Source organism: Microbacterium sp. NPDC078428 (genome assembly GCF_044542535.1).
GTDB classification, from domain to species: Bacteria; Actinomycetota; Actinomycetes; order Actinomycetales; family Microbacteriaceae; genus Microbacterium; species Microbacterium limosum.
This window is the reverse complement of sequence record NZ_JBITUP010000003.1, coordinates 418,349-436,628: the sequence shown is the minus strand read 5'-3', so window position 1 is coordinate 436,628 and position 18,280 is coordinate 418,349. Positions and strand designations below refer to the sequence as shown.

Annotated in this window: 11 protein-coding genes and 3 pseudogenes; 7 read left to right on the top strand and 7 right to left on the bottom strand. The window is 70.1% G+C overall.

Annotated features, from left to right (window positions below):
- Positions 1–704: 704 nt before the first annotated feature.
- Positions 705–1,016 carry a putative quinol monooxygenase gene (locus tag ACIGCK_RS08465; RefSeq protein WP_003941073.1) on the bottom strand — a complete coding sequence of 104 codons (312 nt, stop codon included), beginning with the start codon at positions 1,014–1,016 and terminating at the stop codon, positions 705–707.
- Positions 1,017–1,123: 107 nt separating this feature from the next.
- Between ACIGCK_RS08465 and ACIGCK_RS08460 the strand changes: the two genes are divergently transcribed.
- The 4 genes and pseudogenes from ACIGCK_RS08460 to ACIGCK_RS08445 all read left to right on the top strand — a co-directional run bounded on the left by ACIGCK_RS08460 (position 1,124) and on the right by ACIGCK_RS08445 (position 5,962).
- Positions 1,124–2,065 (top strand): GlxA family transcriptional regulator, encoded by a 942-nt coding sequence (locus ACIGCK_RS08460; RefSeq protein ID WP_396665297.1) that lies wholly within the window; start codon positions 1,124–1,126, stop codon positions 2,063–2,065.
- A gap of 197 nt (positions 2,066–2,262) precedes the next feature.
- Positions 2,263–3,575 (top strand): annotated as a pseudogene (locus tag ACIGCK_RS08455) (ISL3 family transposase).
- 114 nt (positions 3,576–3,689) lie between these two features.
- Positions 3,690–5,519 (top strand): Na+/H+ antiporter NhaA, encoded by a 1,830-nt coding sequence (gene nhaA / locus ACIGCK_RS08450; RefSeq protein ID WP_396665315.1) that lies wholly within the window; start codon positions 3,690–3,692, stop codon positions 5,517–5,519.
- Positions 5,516–5,962 (top strand): MFS transporter, encoded by a 447-nt coding sequence (locus ACIGCK_RS08445; RefSeq protein ID WP_396665314.1) that lies wholly within the window; start codon positions 5,516–5,518, stop codon positions 5,960–5,962. The genes nhaA and ACIGCK_RS08445 overlap by 4 nt, the downstream gene beginning before the upstream one ends.
- A 297-nt stretch (positions 5,963–6,259) precedes the next feature.
- Here ACIGCK_RS08445 and ACIGCK_RS08440 read toward each other — a convergent pair.
- Together ACIGCK_RS08440 and ACIGCK_RS08435 are read right to left on the bottom strand one after the other, a co-directional pair.
- Positions 6,260–7,545, bottom strand: a protein-coding gene (locus ACIGCK_RS08440; protein WP_396665296.1) for an IS3 family transposase whose coding sequence is annotated in 2 segments (ribosomal slippage) — positions 6,260–7,272 and positions 7,272–7,545 — 1,287 coding nt in all. Because the reading frame shifts where the segments join, the coding sequence is not laid out codon by codon here.
- Between the two features lie 60 nt (positions 7,546–7,605).
- Positions 7,606–7,815 (bottom strand): annotated as a pseudogene (locus ACIGCK_RS08435) (integrase core domain-containing protein); the annotation flags it as partial.
- A gap of 265 nt (positions 7,816–8,080) precedes the next feature.
- On the opposite strand from ACIGCK_RS08435, the gene ACIGCK_RS08430 reads away from it, so the two are divergent.
- The 3 genes and pseudogenes from ACIGCK_RS08430 (at position 8,081) to ACIGCK_RS08420 (ending at position 9,941) form a co-directional block, all read left to right on the top strand.
- Positions 8,081–8,539 carry a hypothetical protein gene (locus ACIGCK_RS08430; protein WP_396665295.1) on the top strand — a complete coding sequence of 153 codons (459 nt, stop codon included), beginning with the start codon at positions 8,081–8,083 and terminating at the stop codon, positions 8,537–8,539.
- Between the two features lie 112 nt (positions 8,540–8,651).
- Positions 8,652–9,244, top strand: a pseudogene (locus ACIGCK_RS08425) (DUF305 domain-containing protein).
- A gap of 73 nt (positions 9,245–9,317) precedes the next feature.
- Positions 9,318–9,941 carry a CueP family metal-binding protein gene (locus ACIGCK_RS08420; RefSeq protein ID WP_396665294.1) on the top strand — a complete coding sequence of 208 codons (624 nt, stop codon included), beginning with the start codon at positions 9,318–9,320 and terminating at the stop codon, positions 9,939–9,941.
- Between the two features lie 64 nt (positions 9,942–10,005).
- On the opposite strand, the gene ACIGCK_RS08415 is transcribed toward ACIGCK_RS08420, so the two are convergent.
- Genes ACIGCK_RS08415 through ACIGCK_RS08400 form a run of 4 tightly spaced genes read right to left on the bottom strand, consistent with a single transcriptional unit; the run spans position 10,006 to position 18,280 of the window.
- Positions 10,006–10,407 carry a type VI secretion system tube protein Hcp gene (locus ACIGCK_RS08415; RefSeq protein WP_396665292.1) on the bottom strand — a complete coding sequence of 134 codons (402 nt, stop codon included), beginning with the start codon at positions 10,405–10,407 and terminating at the stop codon, positions 10,006–10,008.
- 27 nt (positions 10,408–10,434) lie between these two features.
- A complete protein-coding gene (locus ACIGCK_RS08410) occupies positions 10,435–11,982 on the bottom strand; it encodes a hypothetical protein (RefSeq protein ID WP_396665291.1) in 1,548 nt (515 codons plus the stop codon).
- Positions 11,979–15,668, bottom strand: a complete 3,690-nt coding sequence (locus ACIGCK_RS08405; RefSeq protein ID WP_396665290.1) for a hypothetical protein — start codon at positions 15,666–15,668, stop codon at positions 11,979–11,981. Before ACIGCK_RS08405 ends, ACIGCK_RS08410 begins: the two co-directional genes overlap by 4 nt.
- Complete coding sequence (locus tag ACIGCK_RS08400; protein WP_396665288.1) at positions 15,665–18,280, bottom strand: hypothetical protein; 2,616 nt, start codon at positions 18,278–18,280, stop codon at positions 15,665–15,667. Before ACIGCK_RS08400 ends, ACIGCK_RS08405 begins: the two co-directional genes overlap by 4 nt.

Here is an 18,280-nt window from a genome sequence, read left to right as displayed (position 1 = left end):
TCGTGATCTCGACACGCGCACCCATCGACAACTCACTTCCCATGCCCCGAGCGTCACCATTTCGCGGGCAATCTCAAATGAGGCACCGAGGGCGTTTCGCGGGCACTTTACGTGAGTCTCGTCGTCGTCTGTTCGGTTCTGGTGGTCGCGCGATACGCTGGCCTCACGGCTCTGCCCGACACCGACGTCGCTCTCCTCTGCGACGGACCCCCTCGCCCGCTGAGCGCTCGCGGCCGGCATCCTGTCCGTGTGCCGGTAGGCCTCGCTCCGCTTGGCAACGCGGCGGGGCGTTGTGTCGCGACCTGGCGTGCGAGGTGTCAACGGTGCGCCGGCGCAGTGATCGTTGTGTGCGCAGCGAGATGTTCCACGTCGCACGCGGCGCGCACGAACGCAACGGCCCCGGAACGCCAACGACCCGTCATCGCTGCGACGCGCAACGCGTCTCCCGTCACGGCCACGGATCGCAGCCAAGACCCGCCCGCAGCGCCTAGCGGGACGGAGGGCAAGTTGCCACAGTTGCGCTGCCATGGAACCGCGCTGGCTCTCTCGATGGCCACCGGTGAACCAGTGCCGCTCCAGGCTTGCGCCTGGTGTTGGCTGGCCTCCGCGTGATCGGCCCGTCGGGGATCGTCAACGTGGTACGGGTGTCGAGGCGGTCGGGTCCTCCGGCTCGGCGGGGCGCGATCGTCTCGTGCGTTGGCGGACTACGGGAGCTTGGACGCGAGGACGTCGGCCGCCAGGATCTCGGGTGCTGCGCCGAGGAGGTGCTGGTTGGCCATCAGGGCTGCGACGATGGCGCCGTTGGCGTGGGCGTCGCGAGCGGCCTCGTCGGGAAATGCATCGAAGATCCAGAAGGTGTCGGCGTGGGTCCTGACCGCGAACCAGACAATCGTTCCTACTTCTTCGTTGGCGAGTGCGACAGCGCCGGCGAGCAGATCGGCGAGCGCGTCGTGCTGTCCATCGGCCGCGACGATCTTGGCGACGAAGGCATACGGAAGTGATGCGGGTGTGGACATGAGGGACTCTCCTTGAGGTCGGGGTTCTTCGTGGGACGAGTTCAGCGTATGACGGACAAGGGCCGGTGGGGAGTGGCGTATACGGCAGTATTGCTATTGTTTACGTCATGCGTATCGGACTGATCGTGATCGACGGCTGCTTCGGTTCGGCTATCGCGTCGATCATCGACATCGTGCGGGTGGCGGACGGAGCCCGCGGCGATGTCGACCCGCGGATCGACCCGATCGAACTCGCCATCCTCGGACCGAAACGGCGAGTGACCACGACGGCATCGATGACCCTGTCGGTGGACCACCCGCTGTCGGAGTCCGGAGAGTTCGACGTGGTCGTCGTCCCTGCGCTTGGAACCCTTACGGCCGCCGCTACCAACGACGCCCTCCAGAGCCGAGATGTTCGTTCGGTCATCGCCTCGCTCGGGCGCCTCAACGAGGCGACCACCCGGATCGCCGCGGCGTGCACCGGCGTGTTCGCCGTCGCCGAGACCGGACGGATGCATCATCGGCGGGCGACGACCAGCTGGTTCCTGGGGCCGGAGTTCCTGAAGCGCTATCCGACCGTCGCCCTCGATCTCGACACCATGGTCGTGGTCGACGGGAACCTCGTCACCGCCGGCGCCGCCTTCGCCCACATCGACCTCGCGCTCTCACTCGTGCGATCGATCAGCCCCGACCTGGCCCAACATGTCGCCAAGCTCCTCATCATCGACGAGCGCCCGTCGCAGGCGGCCTTCGTCGCCTACGAACATCTCCGGCACGAGGACCCGATCGTCGTCGAGTTCGAACGCTTCGTGCGCGCCCGCCTGGACGAACCGTTCAACGTGGCCTTCGTCGCGCAGTGGCTCGGCACCAGTCGGCGCACCCTCGAACGACGAGTCCGTGCGGCGCTCAACCTCACTCCGCTCGGCTTCGTCCAACGGCTTCGCATCGAACGAGCTCGGCACCTCTCAGCAACCACGGACCTCACCTCCGCCGAGATCGCGCTACGGGTCGGCTACGCGAACGCCGAGACTCTGCGCTCCCTCCTGCGCAGGGAGCGACGCCGTTCCTGACCTATCGCCATGCCTTAGAACCACCTCTCAGCACGTCGCGTCGACGCTCCTGCGTCGCCCCCGAACGACCCACTCGACACGCCCGCAGCACAGGCCATGCGACGTGTCCCGGCTTCCCGGACGGTCGGGGTTGGGTGGCTGTGATGTCGCTGTGTTCTCGTCGAGAGGATCAGCAGACCCGATCAGGGGCGATTGGGATGAGACGCGAAGGCGCTACCTTCGCGACCCCTGACCTGGCCACGTTCTGCCGCCTCGACGAGCTCGGCCTAGAAGTGGTCGGGCAGCGCCTCTAGCCGGATCGGACGATGTTGGAGTGCCGGCTGACAGAGGCCGACCCGTGGTGCCGGGGCTGCGGCGCCGAGGGCGTGCCGCGAGGCACGGTGACGCGCCGGTTGGCGCACGAGCCTTTCGGTCACCGGCCGACGACGCTGCTGCTGCGCGTGCGCCGCTACCGCTGCTCACCGTGCGGGCGCACTGGCGCCAAGACAGCACGGCGTCGTCGGCGACGCGAGCGAAGCTGTCGCGGGGTGGGCTGCAGTGGGCGCTGGAGGGGATCGTGATCGATCACCTCTCGATGGCTCGCGTCGCGGCCGGGCTGGGCGTGGCCTGGCGCACGGCCAACGATGCGGTGTTGGCCGAGGGGCGGCGGCTGCTGATCGACGACCCGGCACGGCTGGAGGGCGTGACGCCGCTCGGCGTTGACGAGCACGTCTGGCGCCACACCAGGCACGGCGACAACGACGTGACCGTCATCATGGACCTCACCCCGACCCGCGAGAAGACCGGCCCGGCACGCCTGCTCGATAGGGCTCCTGCCGCTCGAAGCAGGCGTTCAAGACGTGGCTCTCGGCCCGCACGAAAGCATGGAGGGACGCGCTCACGGTGGTGGCGATGGATGGCTTCGCCGGTTTCAAGACCGCCGCCGCGGAAGAGGTGCCGGACGCGGTCGCGGACATGGATCCGTTCCACGTCGTCCGCCTCGCCGGCGACGCTGGACGACTGCCGTAGGCGCGTGCAGCAGCACATCCACGGCCATCGTGGCCGCAAGGGCGATCCGCTCTACGGCGCCCGCCGCACCCTGCACACCGAGATGTGCTTCCTCACCGAACGGCAAGGCGCGCGACTGGACGCGCTGTTCGCCGACGAACGGCATGGCGCGGTCGAGGTCACGTGGGAGTTCTATCAGCGGCTCGTGACCGCCTACCGCGAGCCCGACAGAGTCAAGGGGAAGCAGCTCATGCAGGCGCTCATCGACGCCATCGGCTCGCGCGTCCCGCAAGCGCTCAAGGAGATCGGCAAACTCGGGCGGACACTGAAACGACGAGCCACCGACGTGCTCGCCTACTTCGACCGGCCCGGCACTTCGAACGGCCCGACCGAGGCGATCAACGGCCGCCTCGAGCACCCCCGCGGCTCCGCCCTCGGCTTCCGCAACCTCACCAACTACATCGCCCGATCTCTCCTCGAAACCGGAGGATTCAGACCACTGCTACACCCTCAAATGCGATGAGCCCCATAACCCGCTTCGTCTCCATTCCGCCTTGCGCGCTGCACGATTCAACAAGTCTCGCCGCCGGGCGCTGCCCTTAGGTCCCGATATGCTTCCCGCATGACGAATGGGCCGATGGAACGGCGCACTAGTTGGCGAATGATTCGCACGGAGTCGGGTTCGGCTCTGCTCTTGGTCGTCGTCGCAGCGGTCGCCTTGCTCTGGGCGAACTCGCCACTCTCCGAGGCCTACTTCGGGCTGTGGGATGTCGAGATCGGGTTCGATGTCGGCGAGTTCGGACTGCACATGAACCTACACCACTGGATCAACGACGGCCTCATGGTGGTCTTCTTCTTCGTCGTTGGCCTCGAGGTGCGACAGGAGTTCGCGCATGGGTCGCTCCGAGACGCCAGCCGCGCGCGTCTCGCGTTGATCGCCGGCGTCGCCGGCGTGGCACTGCCCGCAGTTTTCTACATCCTGATCGTGGCCGCCGCGGGCGGCGACGGGCTCGGTGGATGGGGCGCGGTGGTCGGTACCGACACCGCGTTCCTGTTGGGTGCCCTCGCGCTCGTCGGCCCGAAACTCTCCGGCCAGTTGCGGGTGTTCCTACTCACCCTCACCGTCGTCGATGACTTCCTCGCCGTCTCCGTCATCGGCATTGTCTACAGCGACGAGATCCGGCTCGTTCCGCTGCTGATCGCAGTTGCCTGCGTCGCCGGGTTGTGGCTTCTGGGTCGTTCGCGGCAATGGAGCGCCACACCGTACGTGCTGATTGTCATTGTGCTCTGGTTCGCGACCGTTGATTCCGGAGTCCACGCCTCCCTCGCGGGCATGGTCGCAGGACTCCTTATCCCCGCCTACCCGACGCGTCGGCACAAGGTGGTCGCGGCTCGTCAGCTGTTCCGCGACTTCTGGCAGTCGCCGAGCGCGGCATCGGCCCGTGCAGTCGATCGAGGCTTGGCGCTAGGTATCTCGGTAAATGAACGCATGCACGAGGTCTTGCGCATGCCGACCGCGCTCGTCATCGTCCCGATCTTCGCGCTCGCGAACGCTGGCGTCGACCTGCGCGGCGGCGTGCTCGTTGATTCCTTCCAGTCCTCCGTGACGTGGGGAGTCATCGTGGGTCTCGTGCTCGGCAAACTTCTCGGCATCGGTCTCGCCACCTTCGTCGCTGTGAAGCTTGGAGCCGGTCGGCTACCCGAAGGTGTCGGGATGGGCAGCGTGTTTGGCGGCGCGGCGCTTTCGGGGATCGGGTTCACCGTGTCGCTCCTGGTGATCGGCCTCGCGTTCGGCTCGACGTCCGACCTGGGTCGGCAAGCGACCGTCGGAGTGTTGGTCGCGATGGTGCTCGCTACCGCGCTTGGTTGGCTGATTTTCCGGGTTGCTGCGAAACGCTGGGGAGAGGAGACGGCAGATCTGCCGATGGTGCTCACACCACCCGTTGATCCTGAAGTTGACCACATCCGCGGACCAGAGGACGCCCAGCTCACGCTCGTCGAGTACATCGACTTCGAATGCCCCTATTGCGCGCACGCAACGGGTTCCTGGGAGGACCTTCGCAGCCGGTTCGGGGACGATCTCCGGTATGTCGTTCGCCAGCTGCCACATCACCCTCACGGCCCCATAGCCGCACGAGCGTCGGAGGCGGCATCGAATCAGGGGATGTTCTGGCCGTGGCTGGACTTCGTCTTCACGCGGCAAGATGCGCTCGAGCGCGAAGATCTGATCCGCTACGCCGAAGAGCTGGGCCTGGATGTCGCCCAGTTCACGGCTGACCTCGATAGTGCCGCCGTACGTGCCCGTGTGGAGCGGGATCTCGAAAGCGCCGATGCAAGCGGGGCGCACGCCACCCCGACGTTCTTCGTAGACGGCCGACGGTTGCTGGGAGGCTACGACGCTCGAACGCTCACCTCAGCCCTCGAAGCTAGCCGCCGAGGCACACGAACCCAGGAAGTGCGCTCCTGAGTCGTCAGGCGTCGCGGGGCGCGTCGGTACACCTGCCCGAGCGAACAAGAACACCCGGTGGCAGCGCGCTCGTCGCCCTCGACAGCGCTGGCGCGGGAATGTACCTCCCCGTTGCGGCACTCTTCCTCATCCAAGTTCGCGGATTCTCGGTTGCGGACGCGGGCCTCGCATTGGGCATCGGGGCAGGCGTCGGACTGCTGTTCCCGGTGCTCGCCGCGACGCTGGTCGACCGAGTTGGCCCTCGCAGGGTGATCGGCACCGGACAGTTGCTCCGAGCCATCGCGATGCTCGTCTACCTACTCGTACCCGGTTGGCCCCGGGGCGATTGCCGGGAGCGCGATCTGCGCCGCCGGGATGCAGCTGCACTACGGATCGCTATACGCCTTCCTGACAGCATCGCGTCCCAGCGACGGCTCTCACGATGCGCAGTCCGCTCGCGTTGAGATGGTGCGTTCGGCTGGCTACGGTGCTGGCGCGCTCCCTGCCGTGCTGCTGGCCTGGGACCCCGCCATGTCGCCTTGGCTGCTGGCGGTCAGACTCGTCACGTCGAGGATGGCAGCCATACTTGTGTTCACGATGCGGATGCCGCCGCACACGCCATCTCGCTCGGTGAAGGCTACGTCCGCCGCACCAGGAGTGCTACGGAACCGCCCGTTTCTCGGGCTCATCCTTCTGGGCTTTCTCGTTACCCTGGTGATGGAGTTCTTCCCGGTTGAAGCGCCCCAGGTTTCTTGCCGCTCCTATGCGGGTTGCGGCTCTCGGTTGAGAGTCGCGTAGTGGGCTTGCTCGAACTCGGCGGGTGGGACGTAGCCGAGGCTCGAGTGAAGCCTACGAGTGTTGTACCAGTCGACCCAGCCGGCGGTCGCGAACTCGACGTCGCTGAGGGTCCGATAGGGGCCGTCGTGGAACACGGTGGTGCGGATGCACTCGGCCTTGTAGAGCCCGTTGATCGTCTCCATGAGCGCGTTGTCGAGCGCGTCGCCCACGGACCCGATCGACGGGGCGATGCCGTCGAGCGCGAGCTTGTCGGTGTAGGCGAGCGAGACGTACTGAGACCCCGCGTCCGAATGTGCTCGCAGTTGATCCGGTTGAATGGGGTGGCCTTGCCGGCCGCGTTCCCAGAGCGCCATGCGCAGCGGGATCATCACGAGCTCGACGTGCTTGGTGGTCTGTGCATGCCAGGCCACGATGCGCTGCGAGTAGACGTCGACGATGAACGCGACGTACACCCAGCCGGCCCAGGTGCGGCAGTACGTGAAGTCCATCACCCAGGTGTGATCCGGCGTGGGGGCGGTGAAGTCGCGGTTCAGCAGGTCGCCGGCCCGGACCCCGTCCTTCGCGGGAATCGTGGTGCGGATGCCCTTGTCGCGGCGGATACCCGACAGGCCGAGCACGCGCATGGCCCGGTCGACCGCGCCGCGCGACGCGGCCGGGATCGTGGTGCGGCGGATTAGGGCGGTCATCTTCCGCCGCCCGTAGAGTCCTTCCGGGGTCAGCACCCGACGTTCACGCCCGCCAACCTGGACGATGGTCCAGGCGGCCTCACGGACGGCATCGACGACTCGAGCGTCCGACACGGTGCGCGCCGCGACGAGGCCTTGCCGGTGGGCTCGGTAGGTGCGCGCGGCGATCTGGCAGCCCTGCTCGCGCAGGACCCGGCAGATCGACTCGACCGCGTGACCCTCAGCTCTCATCGTGTCGATGAAGCCCAGCATCAACGGTTGCGGGGGTCGAGTTCCCCCACGAAGAAAGTCGTCGCCGCACGAAGGATCGCGACGTCTTCCCGGAGTCGCGCGTTCTCGGCCTTGAGCCGCTTGATCTCAGCGTGCTCACCCGACGTGACGCCGTCGCGGGTGCCGTCGTCGATATCGGCTTGCAGCACCCACCGCCGCACGGACTCGTGGCCGACTCCGACCTGGCGGGCGACGGCCGCTGACGCGGCCGTGAGCGACGGGTACTCCGACCGGTGCTCCCGCACCAGCCGCACCGCCCGGTCACGCAGCGCGGGATCGATCTTCTTCGGCATGACATACATCCTTCCAACTCAAAAGGATGCGGCATCAAACCTGGGGCGCTTCAGCCCGGCGGGAGCGGCTTTCGGAGCTGCGGCGTAGGCCGCGGCGGGGGTGGTGCCGCGGGCGCGATGGGGGCGGGTGGTGTTGTAGTGGTCCCGGAACTGGTCGAGCTGCCCCTGCAGCTCGGGGATGGTGAGTGCGCGGGGCCGGACGCCCAGCCAGCGCTTGAGGGTCTGATGGAACCGCTCGATCTTTCCTTGCGTCTGCGGGTGGTTCTGTCGGACACACCCTCCTTGCGGGCAGCCTCCGCAACGGTCAGCTCGCCCGCGAGCACCGCGAGCACGATCCTGGTCTTCTTCTCCGGCGGAATCACCGGCGGTCCGGGCATCACGGCCTCCTTCAGCTCAGCCGTTCAAGCCTCCCTCAAACAGCAGTGCCAGAACCGTGACACGGGACACTCGGCGGGACACGGAGGCGGTCGATCTCGGCCGAGCCGATCACTCTCGCCGTCGGCGGACGCACATCGGGGCCGGTAGACTGCGGTGTATGGCGGAGACGGCGGCAACGCGATCCGGGAAAGGTCTTCAGGGCTTCCTCCGGCGCGTCGTGCTCGGAGGGCTGCTAGTGGCAGCGGTCGTCATCGGGCTGCTGGCCATGCATACGTTGAACCTGCACGGCACCGCGGCAGCCCACGCGCCCGCCGTGATCTCGGTCTCTACAAGCGCCGCCGCGGGCGCTCATCACGGCGCGGCAGGCACGCATGAGTCCAGCGGCACTGCCAGTGATCCCGGTGGTACATGTATGGATTGCGGGGCCGGCACCCATCTGGGCATGGCGATGGCATGCGTGCTCGCACTACTGCTCGTCCTTCTCATCCTGGTGCCACCTCGACTTCTGCCCGGATGGATGCACACCGCACCCCGGCCGTTGCTCGTGGCGCGGTCCATCGACCGGCTGCTGCCTCGGGCGCCGTCGCCGCACGTTCTCTGCATCAGTCGCACGTGATGGGGCGGTGAACCCGGCGCGCACCAGCGCCGACGGTTCCCCCTCACTCATTCACGCGGTGCCCTCTCAGGTGTCGCGCCAGTGAAGCGACTGTTGATACTGGAGAACACTCATGAAGTTTCGTACCGCGGCGACCGCCGCACTCGCCCTCATCGCTGCGCTGGTCCTGGCCGGATGCTCGGCCGGAAGCGACGACGAGGGCTCGATGCCGGGCATGGACCACGGCTCGTCCGCGCAGGCAGCCGATGCCAACGACGCGGACGTGAAGTTCGCCTCGATAATGATCGTCCACCACGAGCAGGCCATCGAGATGAGCGACATTGTCCTCGCCAAGGAGGATGTCAACCCCGAGGTGGTCGAACTGGCCGAGGCGATCAAGGCCGCCCAGGGACCTGAGATCGAACAGCTCCAGGGCTGGCTGGACGCCTGGGGCGTCGACCCGAGGAACAGCAGATGGACGGCATGGACCACGGCGACGGCATGATGACCGAGGACGACCTGACCGCCCTCGAATCGGCCGACGGCCCCGAGGCATCGCATCTGTGTCTGGAACAGATGATCGCCCACCACGAGGGAGCGGTAGAGATGGCCCAGACGCAGGTCGATAACGGCAGCAACCCCGACGCCATCGAGCTCGCGCAGACCATCATCGACGCGCAGAACACCGAGATCCAACAGATGCAGGACCTCCTGGCGACCCTCTGATCGACCATCCGGGTCGGTGCCGCGGCGAGAGCGCCCGGCACCGACCCATCCGACACTCCTGAAGGATCACACCATGCCCCACCCCACCACGCCCCGGCGGCGGAAACTGATCGTCGCCGCCACCGCGACGCTCGCCGCCACGCTCGTTCTCGCCGGATGTGCCACCGCGTCCTCGCCCGAACCCGCGTCGACCTCGACCAACAGTCATGCCGTCGACAGCGACTTCCTGGCAGCTCACGATCTGGCAGGTCTCGATACCCCGGAGGTCATCGAGCGGCTCGACACGATGCCCGTCGCCGACCGGCCCGCTGATCTGATCGCATCCGTGCAGCCTGATGCGCTCGTGCTCACCGACGACCAGGAGCGCGAGACACAGCTGCCGATGCCCAAAGACAAGGTATACATCTCAGTTGCTCCCTACCGGGAGCAGACCCATGACTGCTACTTCCACAGCCTGACCACCTGCCTCGGTGAACTCGCCAACACGAAAGTCCAGGTCACCCTCACCAGCGAAGACGGAGACGTGCTCCTCGACGAAGTGCGGCAGACCTACGACAACGGGTTCGTCGGCATCTGGGCGCCACGCGGCATCGAGGCAACGCTGACGATCGAGCACGAGGGTCAGACGGGAACCGCGACCATCTCTACGATGAACGAAGACGATCCGACATGTATTACGACCTTGCAGCTAACCTGACTCGTCCTCGACGGCACCTTGCGGCTCATCGCCAGCACCGAGTTTCGCCTGCTCCCACGCGGAACTAAGCCGCTCGAACCTCTGCCAGGTGTTCGGTTTGAGTCCGCCCGTGTCCACCATAATTCCCGGTCAAAAGCCGAATCTTCGCTCCCTGATCAGGGAGCTTGGACGTCACGACCCGCGGAACCGCCTGCTGCGGCCTCACCTCTGTGCGCGCCCCCCGATCGAGACGGATGCTGCGGGCACAGGCATCGAACAGCTTCGGCGTCGCCTTGTCCAAGCGCAGCGCCAGTGCGATATCCGCGATGGTCGGCTTGCCGACGCGCCCCGCGCCTGCACCCTGACCGGCGAGGGTGGTGTTCGACACCGCCCAGCTCCAGCTGAGGACGTCGATCGCACCCGGATGCCGGTCGCCCACGACCTCGCCCGGGATCGAGGGGATGGAGAGGAACTGGTCATCGGCCATGGCCGGCTTCCCTTCGCTCGATGGCGGTCACGGGTTCGGCTCCGATTTCGGCGCCTCCACCATCACGTCCCAGCGCAGGTGCGAGACCGGCGGGCCGGCCGCCGGCGCTGCGCTGCGCTCGATCCAGAGCACGGGCGCGCCGTTCGTGTCGCGGGCGAGGCGCGCGCGGCGCTGCACCCGCACGCCCGCGCTCGGAATGGCCCGGAGGTCGAGCTCGTGACCGCTGCCCGCACCCGTCCCCGAGGGGCCGCCCAGCAGTCGCGACACCGGTCCCGGCCGCGGCACCGGCACGGATCCGGTGAGGTCCGCGAGGATCGCCTGCCGCCAGACCTCCTCGGTCGCGCCGGCGCCCGGTTGTTCGCGCGTGTAGGGATGCCAGTGCGCTGGCAGGGTCGTCATCGGCGTGTAGTGGAACCGGCGCGTGCCGGTGCGCGTCGCCTGCGCGATCGCTTCGCCGGTGGTCGTGTCGGCGAGCAGCTCGGCGCCGTCAGCGCGCAGCTCGGCCGCCCACGCCAGGTTGGCGTCCTCGTCGACGCCGATCACGATGTCGTCGAGCACCGGGCCGCTGTGCGCCGCCACCGCGACCGGCCAGACCACGAGATCCGTCGCCGCGAGGTTTTCGACGGAGTACAGCGACCACTCGGCGGGTGGCGGTGCCGCGAGGTCGTGTTCGTCGCCGAACGAATCGGTCACGCGCACCACCGAGCCGAGGCTCGCGAGCACACCGGCGGTGGGGGGCGCGATGCCGTTCTCCGGATCGGATGCCGCGGGCACGGGGAAGACGAACCAGTCCTCGGCATCCGCGACCGCGAGGTCTGACAGGAGCATGGTCGCCAGGTGCGACCGATCGGGGGCGAACGCGCCGAGATCGACCGCCACATCCTCGATCTGCCACCAGCGGGGATGCGGCGCCCCGGGGAAGGTGAGCCGCGTCGGCACCACCTCCGCAGCCGCCGGCGGCTTCCCCACGGCGGCGGGGAGGATCGGTGCCGTCCCGGCCTCGACGCTGAACCAGTCGACGTCGCCGCCCCGGTGCTCGCGCACGTCGAGCCCGGTGTCGCCTGCGGAGAAGCTCGCGGTGTACGACAGGTCGCGCCGCGAGAAGCGGTCCGGCGGCGGGGACGGAACCCCCAAGTCGCGCCAGACGGCGTGCCCGGCGAGGACGCCGGCGACGAACACGGCCCGGCCGTCCACGTCGCCGGCGAGGTCCTCGTACGGGGCGGGAAGCGCCCCGAACCGGAATCCGTCGAGCTCATTCGCCCCGAGGAGCGGTGCGATGACGCGGCCCGCGCGTGCGCGCCGCCCGATCGTCCACCAGTCGCCGGGCTCGGCTTCGATGAGCGCCTCACCGGGCACCACGGTCGGGTCGAGATGCGGCCGGGTCGTGTCGTAGCTCAACGGCACCTGTTGCGGCGTGAGGGTCACCCGCACCGGCGACGAGGCATCCTCGCCCTGGAACTCGCCCAGCTCCCACTGGCGGGCGAGGAACCACACCGGGTCTGCCACCTCGGCGCGGAGCCCGAGCTCGGGGTCGGTGCGGCCGGGTTCGAGCCATGCTCGGCGGAGGTTCGTCATGACGGCCACCCCTGCCTGATGTCGACGGGCGCCTCCGCCTGCACGATCGGGGAGGGTGTCGCCCACGGCAGCCCGTCGCGGTCGGTGGGGCGCGCGGCGCGCGCAAGGGTGAGTCGTCGCACCTGCATCACGACGCGCAGCAGAGCCTCGCCCTCGAGGGCGAGGCCGGTGTCGGGCGGCACGGCGACGAGCACCGCATTCGGCGCGCGGGTCTTCGGGGCGTTGAAGCCGAACGCCGCCTGCGTCACATGGTGCTGCGACGGCACCGAGTCGGCCCAGCGGTCGAGGAGCGCGACGCCCACGGAGCCCGGACCACCCGTCACCTCGGGCCCGTAGGCGATGTGGACGGGGCCCGCCGTGCCCCACGGTTCGCCGGCCGGAGCGAGGATCGCCGCCGGCCACGGCGGCGAGGCGGTGAGCTGGTGCGCTTCGAGCGCGGCGACCCGGGGCCGCACCGCGGCGACGATCTCGAGCCACTCGGTGTCGAGCTTGCCTGGGGCGACCCCGACCCAGTCCGGCAGCACCGCGCGGTCGACCACGGGCACGACGGGCAGGTGCCGGCGGCCCACGAGGGCGCGCAGCTGATCCTGGAGTGCCGGGATCGCCTCGGGCTCGGCGTCGCCGATCTCGTCGATCCGTGCGGCGAACGCGGCGGCGGCCTCCGCCCGCCGGTCTTCGGCAGTCCAGTCCTCCGCCACGTCGTGCAGGCCCAGCTTCCAGTCTCGATCGAGCGCCGTGAGCGCAGCATCCGTCACGACGGGCTGTTCGTCGAGCAGCGTCGCCACCAGCGCCCGCGCGCGGTCGAGGAGCGTCGCCCTGCGGACCTTGAGGCTCTGCGCCATCGCGGGCACGAGCTTCTCGTGCTCCTGCATCGCGTCGGGCGCGGCCTCGGTGCCGCCGAGCAGCCGGACGGCACGGACGACGGCGGGGTCGGCGGCATCGTCGATCGCGCCTCCGACCTGGGCGAAGAGCACCGGGTCGGCGACGGCGACGGGGTCGGTGCCGGCATCCGCGGTGGGGCCGGCCGGCAGCACGAGCCAGCACGCGACAGAGACGGTGGTCGCCTCGCGCGGGGTGCGGATGCCGAGCATCTCCACGGGGGTCGACAGGCCTGCGGCCGCCTCCATCGCGGCGCCGCCGGCCTCGGGGCTGCGCGTGACGAGGGAGTGCACGCCGTCGACGAGGAGAAGGTCGGCGTAGGTGTCGAGCACGTCGTTCAGGTGCCCGAGTCGCATCGCGAGATCGGCGGGCAGCGTGGGTGGAAGGGTGCCGCCCGCCCGTAGGACGTCCAGAACCGCGACGCCGTTGCACACGCGGCGGGTGCGGTCCTCGGCGCCGGCGGTCTCCGCGGTCGTCGGGAACTCCTTCCGAAGGGTTCTCACCTGGTCGGGATCGCCCGCGATCGCTTCGACTTCGAGGCCGAGCGCTTCGTACGGATGCAGCCCTAGGCGCACGCGGTCGTTCAGTCGGATGGCGGCGCGCACCTTCCCGGCGGTCAGGTTCAGCTCCCAGCGGCGTTCGGTCCTGGTGCGCACGGCCGCATCGCGCAGCAGCGCGGCGACCTGCGCCTGGGCGAAGGAGGGCGCGTGCAGCAGGCCGGCCTCCGTCGGCCCGGCAGGGAGGCCCGGGCGTCCCGGCGTCCACGGCTGCGGGCGATCGACCCAGCCGTACGCGCCCAGGAGGAAGGGCGTCTCCGAACTCGCCATGAGCGCGGCCCGACGGGCGGCCATGCCCAGCAGCCACGGGTCGGCGCGGAAGGAAGAGGCGTCGAGCACGGCCTTGATCGACCGCAGCGTCGACGGGGGATCGGCGGCGTACTCGTTGATGAGCTCTTCCAGCGAGCGACGCACCTCCTCGAACCGCTGGACGATTCGCTCTCCCTCGATGCCCGAGTCGGAGATTTTCTGCAGGACGTCGTCGGATCCCTGCTGGACCACGTTCTGGTACCGGTCGTCGAGCGGTATCCGCTTGCTCGGGTCGGGAGTGAGCTGCAGATCGATGTCCATCGACGCCCGCCCGAGGGTGGCGCGGGCGATGATGAGCGACTCGCGCAGGAGGTGCCCGAGGAGGCCGAGCTCGTGACGCTGTTCGAAGTAGAGCGGCTCCGGGTGCATCGTGAGCATCTCGAACAGGAAGTCGATGTCCGGATCCTCGTCGCGCGTCGGGCCGGGAAGGTGTCGCCGCACGCCGGCCGCGGTGAGCGGCGCGAACGGCACCCCCGTGTCGTGCCACGCGGTCGCCGTCGCCCGGTCGTACGCGGTCGCGCGGCTCATCACGTGCCCCTGTGTGAGCTGCTGGGCCTGCACGATCGGCAGGTCGTCGACGCGGCGCACCCGCCAGAACATCGAGGGGGCGTGCCGCCCGTGCAGGCCGAGGAGAGTCGCGGCGTCCGCGCCGACGACGGGCGAGGCGCCGGGCACCGTCGTCGCCCCCGCGGTGGCGCGCGCCGCGCCGTCGCGCCACGGCACAGCCCCCCGTACGACCCCGTGCTCGACGTCGGGCGCGAGGAGGCCGTCCTCGGGGGCCTCCTCCCAGCGCACGTCGAGGTCTCCGGGGTTCGGCTCGTCGGCGTCGCCGAAGTCCGAGGTCGGCAGAAGGCCGTACGGCTGGTCGCCCACCCGGATCGCGGGCCAGGGGCCTTCCACCGCCAGGAACCGTGCGGCCCATTCGGCGAGGTCGGGCTCGGTCATCGTCCCCGGGGGTGTGCCGACGACGTCGCGGATGGTGCGGCCCCACAGCACCGGCCAGAGCCCCTCCACGGCGAGGCGTGCGACGCGGCCGTGCGGCAGATCCCCGCCGGGAAGCGGAAGCGTGGCGTCGCCGGTGCCACCCCCGACGGCGCCGCCACCGGGGTCGAGCACCCCGAAGGCGCGGAGCACCCCGGCCGTCCCCGGCTGCTGCGTCGCGTCCCGGTCGAGCAGCCGGAGCCACGTCTCGGTGTCGTCCGCGAGGGGCGCCGCGGCGTCGCCCGCGACGGTGTTGGTCGGCGCCCCCTGCGCCACCACGCCCAGGCGGCCGGCGGCCGCGTGCGCGGTGAAGAGGTCGAGCGCGTGCGTGTCTCCGGTACCCACGACGACGAGGGCCTGGAGCGCGTCGACCTCGCTCTGGCTGAGCGCGATCTCCGTCGCGAGGCCGACGTCCGCGGCCCGCTGGTAGTCGAGCCACCACAGGCGCGGGAGCGTGCGATTCTGCGGCTGGAGCGGTCCGGCGCCCAGCTCCGCCGCGATCTGCTCGCGGTTCACCGACAGCGTGTCGGCGAGCCGCGGCGGCCCGCCGTCGAGCACGAGCCAGACGTCCAGCGCCTCGGGCAGACCGAGGGGCGTCCGCGCCTCGGCGGTCTGCGCGGCGGCCGTGACCGCGTCATCCACCATGCGACGCGGAAGGCCCGCAGCATCCGTGTCGGACTTTGTCGCCGTGCGCCACAGCCACCACGCCCGCCGGCCGCCGAGCGCGGCCGCGATGGACCGGAACGCCGCCTCACCGGCGGTCTCCGGGTCCGCCTCCGGGTCGATCGCCGCGAGCGCGTGGTGGAGGATCTCGAGCTCCTCGGGCTGCGGGGCCGCAGGCGATCGCGCGAGCGAGAAGTCGTCGGGGTACACCCGCACCCGCATCGTCCACCCGCCGGCGCCGTCCTCGTGGAAACGCGTCTCGATGCGCAGCGGCGCGAGCATTTCGACACGGGTCATACGAGCGGTCCCATCAGCACGCGCACCGGCAGTGCGAAGCGGCGGTGGGCGAATTGACCGCCGTGGTTCTGCGTCTCCGGCACCTGGTCGAGGGGAGCCGTGGCCTGTGTGAAGCGGTAGCCCGCCGGCGGCTCCTCGAGCACGACCCAGTGATGGGCGAGCTGGGTGATCGTCCTGGGGAAGCCGAAGAACGTCACATGCGGGCCGATGGTGCCGGTGAACGTGAAGTCGACGCGGCGCGGCTCCGCGAGCGTTGCATCCTGGCCGGGCGGATCGTCCCAATCGGGTGGGGCGCCCGCGGCCGGCCGCGCGTCGTACAGGTACACGACGGTCGTCGGGTAGCGCGTGAAGAGCGGGGAATTGAAGACCACGACCGCCTCGCTGCTGCGCGCGTCCGGGGTCAGGGCGGGGTCGCCGAGCGCTGACGCGTCGGGCCACAGGCGGATGGGCCGGATGTCGTGCACCGCGTCGGGCTTCCCTGCCAGGGCGCGGTCGGTCCGCTGCCAGAACCGCCGCAGGGGCGAGCTCCGCGGCCGCATCGGCACGTTGCGCCAGCGCAGCTCCTCCGTCGTCTGCTTGTTCGCGCCCACGAGCAGCGCCTCAACGAACAGCGGGTTGGTCTCGACCGCGATCACCTCGTGCTTCGCGAGGTCGCCCACGCCCGGCAGCATCCAGTCCGGCGAGGAGGTCGAGAGGAAGCTCCACAGCGGGATGTCGAGCTCGGGCTCGACCTCGAGGGGGCGCATCGACCGCACGCCGGGCAGGGTGGCGAAGACTCGGATCGCGGCGGGCGGCTCGGGCACCATGGGGTTGATCGCGCCGACGACGAGACCTCCCAGCCGCCCCACATCGACGGGTGCGCACTCGGGCGCGAACTCGTCCAGCGTCTCCTCCCAGGCGCCGTCGGGTTCGGGCAACGGGGGGAAGTCGCGGCTCTCCAGCAGGCGACCCAGCGCCTCGTGGTCGATCCGGCCGTCGGGCCCGGGCTGCATCGCCAGCAGCACGGCGGCGACGGCGTGCGGCTCGACCTCCCGGTCGACGAACAGCCGGTCGACGATGCTCTCCGCGAAGGAGGGATCGTCCGTCGCGGAGCGGATCGCCTCCACCGCGCTCCGCAGCGGATCGAATTGCGGATCAGGATGCTGCTTCTCGAGCACATCCCCGCGGTCCGTGGCATCGGGGCACCCGGCTGCGACAGCGACGAGCGTCGCGACGCCCGATTGTCCGGAAGCGGCGAGCGAGGAGCGGGCGGTGCCCGGCCGCAGCGCCCGGCGTGCGGCCGACGAGAACAGCGCCGGCGCGAGCTGCGGTGACGACGGGCGACCCGGGGAATCCGACGAATGGCGCGCCCGGATCGCGCGCAGCACCGTCGTGCTGCCGACGCCATCCGCGGGGAGCCGGCCGAGCACCGGCGCGAGCACCAGCAGCGCCTGCTCGGAATCCCCCGGGATGCGACGGTGCCACAGCGAACGGGTGGCCGCGACGCCGAGCGCCAGTGCGCGGATGCGCTCAGCCGCCGACGTCGTGTCGCCGAGCCGCACCGCGGCTGCGTCGGCGATGCGGTCCTGCCAGGCGATCGCCGTCCACGCGCCGAGACCGGCGGCGCCGCGCAACCGCGGGTCCTCGGTCAGCTGCGCCGGCCAGGTGCCGGCAGCGGGCGGCGGCGCATCGAGCGGCCGGAACGCCCCGGGATAGTCCGGCGCCGTGATCACCCTGCGGCCGTCGGGCGACAGGATCTCCGTCTGCAGTGCCGCGACGTCGGCCGCGATCTCGGGCGGCGGCGGCGCGTCGGCGGGGTCGGGCGGAGGGTCGGCGGGCACGCGCAGGGCGCCGGCCGCCGAGAGCGTGACGGCGGGGGCGCCCGTGCGCGGACGGTATTCGAGGTCGGCCCGGCCGAACGGGCGCCCGCCCCGCAGCGCGAGATCGGCGAGGTCGGCCTTGCGCAGCTGCCGGGCGAGATCCGGGAAGTCACCCAGAAGGCCGGTGCGGAACTCCCAGCGGTCGTAGCACGGCAGGGTGAGAGGCGCCGCACCCGACCACGCCCGCTCGCCGTCCGGTGCGAACGCCGGGACGACGACCGCGATGTACGAGGTGTCGGCCGTGAGCGCGACAGGGCTCAACAGCCGCGAGCGCTCGAATGTACCGACCTTGTGCACATGCGCCCACTGCCACGAGTCGCCCAGCGCGTGGGCGTTCTGCACCGCGGTCGACAGGCGCACCGAGCCGTCGGGGCGCGTCGAGATCCCGTCGGCTCCCCGCACCCCCACGACCAGCGCGAGCCAGGGGTCGAGCTGCTCTCCGGACGGCCGATTCGGCGTGTACCTCCACGGAAGGTCGCGTTCGGCGAACTCGACGTGGGCGAGCTTCTCCTTCTCCGCGTCGCCGGCGCCGGGGGCGGGGAAGCGGCGCAGGATCGCCGCCGACGCGAGGCGTGCGACGTCGCCCGGCCCCATCAGCTGGAATTCGGCCTGCACCGTCCGCGGGTCCGACCCGTCCAGGTTGGCGATCCCGATCGCGACCTTCGCCGACAGCCGCCCTCCTTCCGGCTCGCCGGCGTCGACCCGGAGCGCCCGGTCGAAGCGGCTGAAGTACTGCCCCGTGGTGTCGGCCAT